Raw genomic sequence first — 11,476 nt, forward strand, 5'->3', positions numbered from 1 at the left:
ACACTCGGAGACCATGGTCACTCTTGAGGCTTTTCCACGTCGCCGCTACAGTTCCGGACCGACTCCGCTCGAACATCTGCCGCAGCTGAGCGCGCACCTGGGCGGGCCGCAGATCTGGGTCAAGAGGGATGATCAGCTGGGACTGGCCCAAGGCGGAAACAAGACGCGCAAGCTCGAGTTCCTCATCGCCGATGCACTGGCGCAGGGAGCCGACACCTTGGTCACCGTCGGCGGCGTCCAGTCCAATCACTGCCGCCTGACTCTCGCCGCGGCCCGTCGTGAAGGGCTCGACTGTCACCTCATCGTCGAAGAGGATCTCGGCCCCGAAGGGACCGGCCTCGGTCCGGCAGGGTCGAATCCGCCGGAGTTCACGGGCAACTTCCTGCTCTTCGATCTCCTCGGCGCCGATTCGGTCACGGTACTCGGCAACGGCGCCGACCTCCTCGGTGAGGCCGAGTCCCTGGCGGAGTCCCTGCGGTCAGAAGGCAAGAATCCTTATGTCATCCCTGTCGGCGGTTCGAACCCGATCGGTGCCCTCGGCTATGTCGACTGCGCGCAGGAGATGCTCAATCAGTTCGCCTCGGCGCGGCTCGAATCCACGACGATCATCACACCCAGCGGTTCGGCCGGCATGCAGGCAGGCCTCATCGTCGGTCTCCAGGCGGCCGGCAGCAGTACCGCCGTGGTCGGGATCAATGTCAGCCGCGCACGCGAAGACCAGGAGACGAAGATCAACGGTCTCGTCGGATCCACCGCCGAGCTTCTCGGCCTGTCCCCGGCCGCCCGGAAGCACACGGTGGGACTCGGCGACTATTACGGTATCGGATACGCCCTGCCGACTGCAGGAATGGTCGAGGCCGTGCGACTCTTCGCCCGCACCGAGGGGATCCTCCTCGACCCCGTGTATACCGGCAAGGCGGCTGCCGGTCTCATCGACCTCGTCCGGCAGGGCAGGTTCTCCGCAGAGGAGAATGTCGTCTTCATCCACTCCGGTGGGGTGCCCGGACTCTATGCTCGGGCTCAGGCATTCGCCTGATCACCACGCATACACTCGCTCACACGATCAGCGGAAGGCGCAATCATGACAGTATCGACAGCAGACCTCTGGGACGAGCGCGGCGATGAGCTGTACTCCGTCGCGCTGAATTTCGGAGATTTCGGGGCCAAGATCTCATTCTCCGGCCCCGCCCGCACCATCCGGTGCTTCCAGGACAACGCCTTGGTCAAGCAGACTCTCAACCAACCCGGTGACGGCGCCGTCCTCGTCATCGACGGCGACGGTTCGATCGCCACCGCCCTGATGGGCGACATGATCGCCGAGGCGGGGGTCAGCAACGGGTGGTCCGGAGTGGTCATCAACGGAGCCGTCCGCGACCGTGAAGCTCTGGCCGAGATGGAATTCGGCATCAAGGCGCTGGCCAGCAATCCGCGCAAAAGCGCGAAGGACGGAGTCGGAGAGATCGACGTGCCCGTCGTGATCGGCGGGGCGACGATCCGTCCCGGAGCGATGGTCTTCGCCGATGCCGATGGGGTCGCTGTCGAGAAATAGGTCGAGCCCCCCCTCGAGAAATGGAACCGACAGAGGCCGACGCAGAGGTTCTGCGTCGGCCTCTGTCGTTGGCCTGTTGTCCCCGGAGTCGGGCCTGAGGGGGCGGCCTCAGCGGTGGAGGGTGTCGAAACTCTGTTCTGCAGCGTCCCAGACATCGGCGACGACGATGCTTCCATCGCTCGTGAGCTTCTTGACCGTGTCTCGGTCGTAGAGATACGACCACTCCCCGGCCGACACGTCACCGGTGACCATGAGGATGTCGTAGTCGAAGGCGGCCTGCGAGGCCGCTTGGACGATGAGTGCGGTCGCTTCCATGTCCGCTGCCCGCTGCTGGTCCGACGTGAAATCGACGTGGAGGCGGTCGGCTTCGTTCTGCGCATCGAAGTCCGGGTTCGTCTCCGATTCAAGATGCACCTCGACCCCATCCAGCGATTCCGCCACATAGTCGGACAGGTCTTCGAGCGAGTCGAAGCCCTGTGTCACAACCGACATGGTCTGCGTCGGAGTCGAGTCCGCCGCGGGCTCTTCGTCGCTGGAGCCGCAAGCGCTCAGAGGCAGCACCAAGGCAATCGAAGCTGTGCAGATGAGACGGGCAACTGACTTCATGGGCACCAGCCTATCGGTGCAGCCCCTGCCCGAGTGCGGCACCCCCAAAGCCGAACGCCTCCGCGAGGAAGCCGGCTGGCTTTCGGTTGAGCCCGATTCCTCCGGGTGCCTCTCCCCTCACGCGCGAATCAGCGTCACGAGGACACGTGCTCGACCGCGGATTCGGGACGCAGGTCGAGCCGGCGCAGAAGCTGAGCGTTGAGCGCCACGACGATCGTCGAAATCGACATGAGGATGGCACCGACGCTCATCGGCAGGACGAAGCCGATCGGCGCCAGGATGCCTGCTGCCAGCGGAACCGACAGCAGGTTGTAACCGGCCGCCCACCACAGGTTCTGCTTCATCTTGCGGTAGGTCGCCCGGGAGAGTTCAACGATCGAGAGCACGGAGCGCGGGTCGTCGGACGCGAGGATGACTCCAGCCGAGCCGATCGCCACATCGGTGCCGGCGCCGATGGCGATGCCGACGTCGGCCTGCGCCAGTGCAGGCGCATCATTGACCCCGTCGCCGACCATCGCCACCTGCCGACCCTCGTCCTGCAACTCAACAACCTTGGCAGCCTTGTCTGCGGGATGGACGCCGGCGTAGACGCGATCGATGCCGAGATCGGCAGCCACGGACTTCGCGACCGCCTCGGCGTCACCGGTGATCATCACGACCTGAGCACCGATGGCGTGGAGGGCCACAACAGCGTCGCGTGACTCCGGACGAATCTCATCGGCCAGCCGCAGCGCGCCGATGACCGCGCCGTCGACCAGCACGTGAAGGATGATGGCGCCTTCGGACCGCCACTGGTCGGCGATCTGCGCCTCTGCAGCATCGTGTTCGGCCAGCAGCCTCGGCCCGCCGACCTCGACGGTCCGACCATCGACGACAGCCCTGACACCGACTGCGGGAGACGAGGAGAATTCGGCTGCGGACGGAACGTCGAGGCCCTGTTCGTCCGCGGCCCGGACGAGAGCCCGCGCCAGCGGGTGCTCACTGTCGGCCTCTGCCGCGGCAGCCAGACGGAGCACTTCGGCTTCTGTTCGTGCCGAATGAGCGCCCGGCACCACCTCGACGCCGGTGACCGTCGGTTCACCCTTTGTCAGGGTTCCGGTCTTGTCGAACAGGACGGAGTCGACGGTGCGCATCGTCTCCAGCGCCAGCCGGTCCTTGACCAGCACCCCGGCACGAGCAGCCCGCTCGGTGGCGATGGACACGACCAGCGGGATCGCCAGGCCGAGGGCATGCGGGCAGGCGATGACGAGGACGGTGATCGTCCGGACGACCGCGGAGTCCGGCATGCCGATGAGCGACCAGACGACGGCCGTGACCACGGCCGATCCGAGAGCGAACCAGAACAGCCAGGCCGAGGCCCTGTCGGCGATGCGCTGGGCCCGGGACGAGGAATTCTGGGCATCGGCGACGAGTTTGCGGATTCCGGCGAGCGCGGTGTCCTCTCCGATCGCCGTGATCTCGAGCCGCAGCCCCGAGTCCGTGGCCACGGTCCCGGCGACGACGGCATCGCCTTCGCCACGGCGCACAGTCGCCGACTCTCCGGTGACCATGGATTCGTCCATGCTCGCCGACCCTTCGAGGATGCGACCATCCGCCGGCACGGACGACCCCGGACGGACGAGGACGACGTCACCGACCACAAGGTCATCGGGCGACACCACCACCGCCTCGCCGTCTTCGATCTTCTCCGCCTCATCCGGCAGCAGCGCCGCCAGACTGTCCAGCGCCGAGGTGGTCTGCGCAAGCGATCGCATCTCCATCCAGTGCCCGGCAAGCATGATCACGATGAGCAGCGCCAGCTCCCACCAGAAGTCGAGCTGCGGGTCGAGGAGACCGAGGGACGATCCCCATGATGAGACGAAGGCGACCGTGATCGCCAAGGCGATGAGCAGCATCATCCCCGGGCTGCGTCCCTTGATCTCGGAGACGCCTCCGGTCAGGAAGGGCTTGCCGCCCCAGACGTACATGACCGTGCCGAGGATCGGCGCGAGCCACGACAACGCTCCGACCAACCCGGCATCGGGGACTTCGTAGCCGACCAGATGGCCGAACATCGGGCTGAATGCGACGACGGGAACGGCGATGACGAGCATCATCCAGAACAGTCGTCGGAATTGCGCGACATGATCATCGTGGCCGGCGTGGCCGGCATGATCCGCGTGGCCGGCTCCATCTGCGGCACCCTCATGTCCGCCGAAACCGCCGTGTTCCTCGTGATCCGAATGCCGATGAGTGCGATGCTTGTCCATACCCTCAACATATACCCCCATAGGGTATTGTTCAACGGTGATTCACCCCACCACGCAATCTCGTGCAACCCTGGCTCTCCGGCGGCTTCCGGGCCTATCGTTCGAAGACACCCGCTGCCGCGGCACCACTCGAAGGGAAACATGATGAGAGCAGCACGGTTCTACGACCGCAAAGACATCCGCATCGAAGACATTCCGGAACCGGATCTCCTGCCGGGCACCGTCGCCATCGACGTCGCCTGGTGCGGAATCTGCGGAACGGACCTCCACGAATACCTCGAAGGTCCGATCTTCGTCCCACCGGCAGGCCACCCTCACCCGATCTCCGGAGAATCTGCACCGGTGACGATGGGGCATGAGTTCTCCGGGACGATCACCGACCTCGGCGAGGGCATCACCGACCTCAAGGTCGGACAGACGGTGGTCGTCGAGCCCTACATCATCGCCGACGACGTCGACACGAGCATCGGTGAGAGCTACCAGCTGTCCAAGGACATGAACTTCATCGGCCTCGGCGGGCGCGGAGGCGGCCTTGCCGAGAAGATCGTCGTGCAGCGTCGCTGGGTGCATCCGATCGGAGACATCCCCCTCGACCAGGCGGCGCTCATCGAACCGCTCTCCGTCGCCCACCATGCCTATGCCCGCTCTGAAGCGCAGTCCGGTCAGGTCGCCATCGTCGGTGGCGCGGGGCCCATCGGTCTGCTCACGGCTGCGGTGCTCAAGGCCGAAGGCCTGACCGTCTACATCTCCGAGCTCTCCGAAGCCAGGAAGAAGATGGCCTTGACCACCGGCGTCGCCGACGAGGTCTTCGATCCTCGCGACGGTGACGTCGCGGAGGCCGTCCGGGAACGCACCGACGGCAAGGGCGCCGACGTCGGCTTCGAGTGCTCTTCGGTCCCGGTGGTTCTCGACATGCTCCTCGACGCAGTCCGACCGGGCGGGGTCATCGTCAATGTCTCGATCTGGGGCCACAAACCAGAAGTGGACATGCCGAAGCTCGTCCTCAAAGAGATCGACCTGCGCGGAACGATCGGCTACTCCGGCGATCACCCGTCGACGATCGAGTTGGCGGGCAGCGGCAAGATCGATCTCTCGGCATTCATCACCGCTCGCATCGGCCTCGACGAACTCATCACCGGTGGATTCGACGAACTCATCGACAACAACGAACAGCACGTGAAGATCATCGTCGATCCGCGAGCCTGACCACCCGGGCACCAGCACGAACAGGTCCTCCCGCCGCTCTCCCCACACCGCAGCGTGTCGGAGCAGAGCGACGGGAGGACCTCCTCCTTTCGTCGGGGACGTGGATCCGCAGCCACCCTCTCGACTCCCCTCGGCCACACTCGCCCAGCCAACCGCGACCGCGCGAAGGAGTGTTGCGGGCCACATTCGTCTGCGCTACAGTCGCACTATCGGTTTTACAATCGATTGCAACAATGAATGCAGAAGATGCGAGGCTGCGGCAAAATGCACGGCGACTGAGACCGATCCTCCCGACCCCGGTTCGCTGACCATCGACCGCTGCGAAACCACATATCAATGGAGAAATGGAGTCCACATGTCAAAGAAGATCTTCGTGTCCGTAGGAATCGACGTCGACGCCGTTGGAGGCTGGCTGGGCTCATACGGCGGAGAGGACTCCCCCGGCGACATCTCCCGCGGCATGTTCGCCGGCGAGGTCGCCGTCCCCCGACTGCTCGAGCTCATCCGCCGCCGGAACATGCCGGCGACCTGGTTCTGGCCCGGTCACTCCATCGAAACCTTCCCTGAGCAGTTCGACAAGGTCGTCGAGGCCGGACACGAGATCGGCGTCCACGGGTATTCGCACGAAAACCCCCTGGCCATGACGCGCAAGCAGGAAGAGGAGATCCTCGATTACTGCACGGACCTCATCACCAAACGGTCCGGCACGAAACCCGTCGGCTACGTCGCACCATGGTGGGAGTTCTCCACGGTCACCAACGAGCTCCTCGCCGAGCGCGGATTCCTCTACGACCACTCCCTTATGCACGATGACCACACCCCATACTACGTTCGCGTCGGCGACCAGTGGACCAAGATCGACTACGACGCCGAGTCAGCACACGAGTGGATGAAGCCCTTGGTCCGCGGCACGGAGACGGATCTCATCGAGATCCCTGCCTCCTGGTACCTCGATGACCTGCCGCCCATGATGTTCATCAAATCTTCCTTCACCTCGCACGGCTTCGTCTCACCACGCGACATCGAGGATCTGTGGCGCGACCAGTTCGACTGGGTCTACCGCGAAATGGATTACGCCGTCTTCCCCATCACCATCCATCCCGATGTCTCGGGCCGTCCGCAGAACCTCCTCATGCTCGAGCGCCTGTTCGATCACATGGCCGCGCACGAAGGCGTCGAATTCGCCTATATGAAGGACGTCGCAGCCGACTTCGCTCAGCGCTCACCTCGGAAGAAGGGCTGAAGCGGCCCCGGTCGGTGAGCGGTGCGTCTGATGAACCATTCACCCACACAAGGAGAGGAACCAATGAGTAACGATGACGGACTGGCCGGCAAGGTCGCTGTGATCAGCGGCGGTGCGAGCGGAATCGGACAGGCACTTGCTGTGGCCTACGCCCGTGCCGGAGCCCACAGCGTGGTCAACTACTTCCCCGGAGACGATCACGACGTGCAGCAGACGATCACCGCCGTCGAAGCCGAAGGCGCCAGGTGCATCGCGCTGCCCGCCGATGTGCGCAGCACCGAAGAGTGCGAAGCCATGGCACAGGCCGCCATCGACGAGTTCGGGCGACTCGACATCGCGGTGGCTGCCGCCGGAATCCTCCGCCGCAACGCCCTCGACGATATGACTGACGACTCATGGGGCGAGATGCTCGATGTCGACCTCAACGGCGTCTTACGCGTCTTCCAGGCAGCAGCGGCGAAGATGAGCAAGGGCGGAGCGATGGTCGCCACCTCTTCGATCGCCGGCGGAGTCTACGGCTGGGAAGAGCACGCACACTATGCGGCTGCCAAGTCCGGCGTCCTCGGTCTGTGCCGGTCTCTTGCCGTCGAGCTGGCACCGCAGGGCATCCGCGTGAATGCGGTCATTCCTGGGCTCATCGAGAGTCCCCAGTCACTGGACGGGGCGAATTCTCTGGGCAAGGAAGGACTCGAGGCCGCGGGCTCCATCATCCCCTGGGGCCGAGTCGGCACCACAGACGAATGCGCCCGCACCATCCGGTTCCTCACCAGCGATGACAGCGCGTATGTCACGGGCCAGGAACTCATCGTCGACGGTGGGCTGACCATTCGCTGGCCCAGCTGAGACACCGCCCTGAGACACACCTTCTGGAAGAGGAACACATGACACAGGAACAGCTGAAGTCCAAGGTCGCGCTCATCACCGGAGGCGCCAGCGGAATCGGAGCCGCGATCGCCCAGATCTTCGTCGAGCAGGGAGCCGCGGTCGCCGTCCTCGACATCAACAGCGAGGCGGCAGAAGCCTCTGCCGCGTCGCTGTCGAACAGCGGAACCGCCATCGCTGTCACCGCAGATGTCACGGACGCCGAATCGATGCAATCCGCGGTCGATCGCGTGGCGCAGCGCCTCGGCGGGCTCGACATCGTGGTCTCGGCGGCGGGGACACTCGACGAGACTCCGCTGGCCGAAATGAGCGTCGAAACGTTCGAGAGGACGATCGACATCGACCTCAAGGGAGTCTTCCTCGCCGCCCGCTTCGCACTGCCGCACCTCCAGCGCCGAGGCGGCGGCAGGATCATCAACGTCGCTTCGCAGCTGGGGATCAAGGGTGGAACCGGACTGACCCACTATGTCGCGGCAAAGGCCGGCGTCATCGGCATGACCAAAGCGATGGCCCTCGAGCTGGCTCCTGAGAACATCCTCGTCAACTCGATCGCTCCCGGCCCGATCCACACGCCTTTGGTCGACGGCCTCAGCGATGAGTGGAAGCGCGAAAAACAGGCCGAGCTGCCGATCGGTCGCTTCGGTACTGCGGAGGAAGTGGCTCCGACAGCACTCCTTCTGGCGTCCTCTCCCGGGGGCGATCTCTACACCGGGCAGACGCTGGGACCCAACAGCGGAGATGTGATGCCCTGATGTGCGGTGCCTGCAATTCGTCACGGGCAGTGTCGGAGGCCACGGCCCACATCAATGAGAAGGGCGTGAAGTATCGGCTGTTGGGGCAGCTGCGCTCTGCCTTGCCTCCCGGTCAGACACTTGTGACCATGCAGGACCGGTGGGCGCTGCGCGGCCGGAACGGCTCGCATCTCGTCTTCGACGACATCGACGAGCTGCTCGCCCATGTCCGCAGCCGATTCGGCATCGACATCAGCGGTTGGAAGCACGGCCGCGTCGAACGCACCTGACCTCCCGAGCACATCGCCCGCGCCACATGATCCGAGTTCTCTGTGCGAACCGAGCACGCCCTGCTGCCCGGTCGTTCCTTGCGACCGGGCAGCCCGTGCGTTCACGGCTGGTTCGCGAGCGGAACAGATGACTCCCTCACCACCAGCTCCACGGGCAGCTGCACCGACTCCGGATCGCCCCCGCCGATGATCCTCAGCAGTGAGGAGGCTGCCAGATGTCCCAGCTCGCGGGTGGGGCTGACGATCGTCGAGAGCGCGATCGGAGTGGCCTTGGCCAACGAGATGTCATTGAAGCCCACGACGAATACATCGCTTCCCGGAGTCAGACCGGAGCGCGAGAATTCGCCCAGAGCGCCGATCCCTGCCGTGTCGTTGACGACGAAGGCGCCGAAGGGTGCGTCGCATTCTGCGATCATCTCCCGAGCCGCCAGGATTCCGTCCTCGGCGTAGATCCCGCCGTTGAGGTGGAACCCGTCGATCGGGGTCCGACCCTGTTCTCTGACCGTTCGGATGAATCCCTCGGACCGATTGACGAGGTTCTCGGCGTAGTCCATCGCCCTGTACACCACGAGGGGACCATCGGTGAGTTCCATGAGATGTTCGGCGGCCAGGACTCCCCCGTGGAAGTCATCGCAGGTCACTGACCGGTGCCCTTCAAGGGGACGGTTGAAGAGCAGATACGGGATACCGGCCTTCTCGACCTTGGACAGCACTTGGGACCCGACCATCGCATCACCGAAGAGGATCCCGTCGACCCCGCGCTGAATCGCGACGTCGAGTTTGGCCAGCTGAACCTCCGGATCATCCCCCGTCGAGAGCACAATGCACTGGTACCCCTGCCCCTGCAGCTCTTCCTCGATCCCCTCGTACATGAGGGCGAGGACTTCATCGCGCAGACGTGGGACGAAGACGGCGATGAGCCTGGTCGTGTTCGTCCGCAGCGACGAAGCGGTGAGATTGGGCGAATAGCCCAGCTCGTCGGCGATCTCCCAGATGCGCCTGCCCTTCTGGGTTCGGATAGAATCCCGTTCCCGGCCCAGCGTGCGCGAGACCGTCGACACGTCGGCATCGGCGGCAGCGGCGATATCCGCCATGGTGATGCGGCTGGCTCGCCTACCCTCGGAACCGCGTGGACTCTGCATCTTCCCATCGTACAAACATCGGCGCCTGTTCTCCTCGCTGCACACGTGCATTGCTCCTGCTGAGGCGACTTCCTCCACCGCCGAGGTGGTGGTTTTCGCCCCAGCGGCTGCTCAGTCCGCGCAGCGCAGGTCGCCGACGGCCTCGGCAAGAGCGAGAAGCTGACCTTCATTTCCGGATCTGGAAATCAGCTGCACGCCCACGGGCAGCGGTCGCCCCGCGCCCCATACAGGGATGTTCACGGCAGGCAGGCCGAGCACGCTGAAGGGAATGGTGTGATGCAGTGCCACTTCACGCACCGTCGATCGTCCTGCGGCGAAATCGGCGCGAGCGCCGACCGGCGGAGCCGCCACCGGCGTCGTTGCGCACAGAAGAATGTCCGCACCGCCGAAGACCCCGTCGGAGTGCTCGCGCATGGTGGTCAGTTCTTCAAGGGCATTGACATACTGCCACCCGGGGATCTTACGTGCGCTTTCGAGCCGGCCGCGGACTTCCGGTTGGAACAGCTCGGGATGGTCGGCCATGTTCTCGCTGTGCACAGCAGCGGCTTCGGCGCCTTGGACGAGATCGTAGAGCTCGATGGTTCGTGCAGTCTCAGGCAGTTCTCTCCTCGTCATCCGGTGTCCCATCTCGGCAAGCCTGGAGCGGACGGTCACGATCGCCTCGGCGACCTCGGGCTGCAGATGTGACCACTGACCACCTTCGAGTTCGGCGATCGTCAGCCGGGCCGAAGCCGCTGGAACTTCGGTCATCTCTCCGGTGAGCGCCGTCCACAGATCACTCAGCCCTTCCGCGCTTCCGGCCATCGGGCTGACCGTGTCGAGGCTCTTCGAAAGCGGGAAGACGCCTACCGAACTCAGCGAGTTCGAGGTCGGTCGCAGACCATAGACTCCGCAGAAGGCGGCCGGCGTGCGCCCGGAACCTCCGGTGTCCGTTCCCAACGCCAGATCGACAGAACCTTCGCCCAGCAGCGCCGCCGACCCTGCGCTGGATCCGCCCGCCATCCGAGTGTCATCGTGCGGATTGAGAACAGGTCCGCTGTTCGTCACATCTCCGGTGGGACCGTAGGCGAACTCGTGCGTGGTCGTCTTGACTCCGACGATCGCCCCGGATCGGCGCAGCTCGGCTACGACCTCGGCGTCCCCGGATTTCGGCTCCCCTGCACACAGATCCGAGCCGCACCGAGTGGCGATTCCGGCGACGTCGATCATGTCCTTGATGGCCACGATGCGTCCCGCCAGCGGCGAGCCTCGGCGGGCAGCCGATTCGATCAGCGTCTCATCGACCCGGCTCGCGTCCACGTCGACGATCGCATTGAGGCCGCGCGCTCGGGAATCCGGATCCCGCAGGGAATCGAGTGTCCTTCGGGATGCGGCGAGTCGGTCCGCCCAATCCGGCAGCTCATATGCCGATGTCTCACTTGTCGACGGTTCGTCCTCTGCGCTCTGGTCCATCGGGCGGCTCCCCTCCGCAGCGGTTCTCGGCCTCCTCTTTCCGGCGGCTCGTCCTTGAGTCCTTCTATTAGACATGATGAGAACGCTATAGCGTCAGTCACATTTTTGCAATCGATTGCATTGCAA

Annotated in this window: 11 protein-coding genes; 7 read left to right on the top strand and 4 right to left on the bottom strand. The window is 64.6% G+C overall.

The window, feature by feature from the left end; all coding sequences use genetic code 11:
- Window positions 1-13: 13 nt before the first annotated feature.
- On the top strand, window positions 14-1,036 hold the full coding sequence (locus ACQE2J_RS13570; protein ID WP_135538020.1) for a D-cysteine desulfhydrase: 1,023 nt from the start codon (window positions 14-16) through the stop codon (window positions 1,034-1,036).
- A 45-nt stretch (window positions 1,037-1,081) separates the two neighbouring features.
- Window positions 1,082-1,549, top strand: a complete 468-nt coding sequence (rraA, locus tag ACQE2J_RS13575) for a ribonuclease E activity regulator RraA (protein WP_135538018.1) — start codon at window positions 1,082-1,084, stop codon at window positions 1,547-1,549.
- A gap of 108 nt (window positions 1,550-1,657) precedes the next feature.
- On the opposite strand, the gene ACQE2J_RS13580 is transcribed toward rraA, so the two are convergent.
- Window positions 1,658-2,155: a hypothetical protein gene (locus tag ACQE2J_RS13580; protein ID WP_135538016.1), complete on the bottom strand. Its 498-nt coding sequence runs from the start codon at window positions 2,153-2,155 to the stop codon at window positions 1,658-1,660.
- Between the two features lie 134 nt (window positions 2,156-2,289).
- Window positions 2,290-4,404 carry a heavy metal translocating P-type ATPase gene (locus tag ACQE2J_RS13585; protein WP_135538014.1) on the bottom strand — a complete coding sequence of 705 codons (2,115 nt, stop codon included), beginning with the start codon at window positions 4,402-4,404 and terminating at the stop codon, window positions 2,290-2,292.
- A 144-nt stretch (window positions 4,405-4,548) separates the two neighbouring features.
- On the opposite strand from ACQE2J_RS13585, the gene ACQE2J_RS13590 reads away from it, so the two are divergent.
- The 5 genes from ACQE2J_RS13590 (at window position 4,549) to ACQE2J_RS13610 (ending at window position 8,756) form a co-directional block, all read left to right on the top strand.
- On the top strand, window positions 4,549-5,610 hold the full coding sequence (locus ACQE2J_RS13590; RefSeq protein WP_135538389.1) for a 2,3-butanediol dehydrogenase: 1,062 nt from the start codon (window positions 4,549-4,551) through the stop codon (window positions 5,608-5,610).
- Between the two features lie 355 nt (window positions 5,611-5,965).
- Window positions 5,966-6,853, top strand: coding sequence for a polysaccharide deacetylase family protein (locus ACQE2J_RS13595; protein WP_135538012.1), 888 nt, complete (start codon window positions 5,966-5,968; stop codon window positions 6,851-6,853).
- Between the two features lie 63 nt (window positions 6,854-6,916).
- Window positions 6,917-7,696, top strand: a complete 780-nt coding sequence (locus ACQE2J_RS13600) for an SDR family NAD(P)-dependent oxidoreductase (RefSeq protein WP_135538010.1) — start codon at window positions 6,917-6,919, stop codon at window positions 7,694-7,696.
- A gap of 38 nt (window positions 7,697-7,734) precedes the next feature.
- Window positions 7,735-8,487, top strand: a complete 753-nt coding sequence (locus ACQE2J_RS13605; RefSeq protein ID WP_135538008.1) for an SDR family NAD(P)-dependent oxidoreductase — start codon at window positions 7,735-7,737, stop codon at window positions 8,485-8,487.
- A gap of 29 nt (window positions 8,488-8,516) precedes the next feature.
- On the top strand, window positions 8,517-8,756 hold the full coding sequence (locus tag ACQE2J_RS13610) for a hypothetical protein (RefSeq protein WP_135538006.1): 240 nt from the start codon (window positions 8,517-8,519) through the stop codon (window positions 8,754-8,756).
- 101 nt (window positions 8,757-8,857) lie between these two features.
- On the opposite strand, the gene ACQE2J_RS13615 is transcribed toward ACQE2J_RS13610, so the two are convergent.
- Both ACQE2J_RS13615 and ACQE2J_RS13620 read right to left on the bottom strand, forming a co-directional pair.
- Entirely contained in the window at window positions 8,858-9,898 is a 1,041-nt protein-coding gene (locus ACQE2J_RS13615; RefSeq protein WP_167854352.1) for a LacI family DNA-binding transcriptional regulator, read from the bottom strand.
- Window positions 9,899-10,009: 111 nt separating this feature from the next.
- Complete coding sequence (locus tag ACQE2J_RS13620) at window positions 10,010-11,350, bottom strand: amidase (RefSeq protein ID WP_135538002.1); 1,341 nt, start codon at window positions 11,348-11,350, stop codon at window positions 10,010-10,012.
- Between the last annotated feature and the right edge of the window lie 126 nt (window positions 11,351-11,476).

Origin of the sequence: Brevibacterium sp. LE-L (assembly GCF_050214925.1) — a bacterium.
GTDB lineage: Bacteria > Actinomycetota > Actinomycetes > Actinomycetales > Brevibacteriaceae > Brevibacterium.

Bases quoted from the DNA above. Each gene is read 5' to 3' on its own strand.
- ACQE2J_RS13570 (WP_135538020.1), top strand. From the start codon at position 14: ATGGTCACTCTTGAGGCTTTTCCACGTCGCCGCTACAGTTCCGGACCG.
- rraA (WP_135538018.1), top strand. From the start codon at position 1,082: ATGACAGTATCGACAGCAGACCTCTGGGACGAGCGCGGCGATGAGCTG.
- ACQE2J_RS13580 (WP_135538016.1), bottom strand. From the start codon at position 2,155: ATGAAGTCAGTTGCCCGTCTCATCTGCACAGCTTCGATTGCCTTGGTG.
- ACQE2J_RS13585 (WP_135538014.1), bottom strand. From the start codon at position 4,404: ATGGACAAGCATCGCACTCATCGGCATTCGGATCACGAGGAACACGGC.
- ACQE2J_RS13590 (WP_135538389.1), top strand. From the start codon at position 4,549: ATGAGAGCAGCACGGTTCTACGACCGCAAAGACATCCGCATCGAAGAC.
- ACQE2J_RS13595 (WP_135538012.1), top strand. From the start codon at position 5,966: ATGTCAAAGAAGATCTTCGTGTCCGTAGGAATCGACGTCGACGCCGTT.
- ACQE2J_RS13600 (WP_135538010.1), top strand. From the start codon at position 6,917: ATGAGTAACGATGACGGACTGGCCGGCAAGGTCGCTGTGATCAGCGGC.
- ACQE2J_RS13605 (WP_135538008.1), top strand. From the start codon at position 7,735: ATGACACAGGAACAGCTGAAGTCCAAGGTCGCGCTCATCACCGGAGGC.
- ACQE2J_RS13615 (WP_167854352.1), bottom strand. From the start codon at position 9,898: ATGCAGAGTCCACGCGGTTCCGAGGGTAGGCGAGCCAGCCGCATCACC.
- ACQE2J_RS13620 (WP_135538002.1), bottom strand. From the start codon at position 11,350: ATGGACCAGAGCGCAGAGGACGAACCGTCGACAAGTGAGACATCGGCA.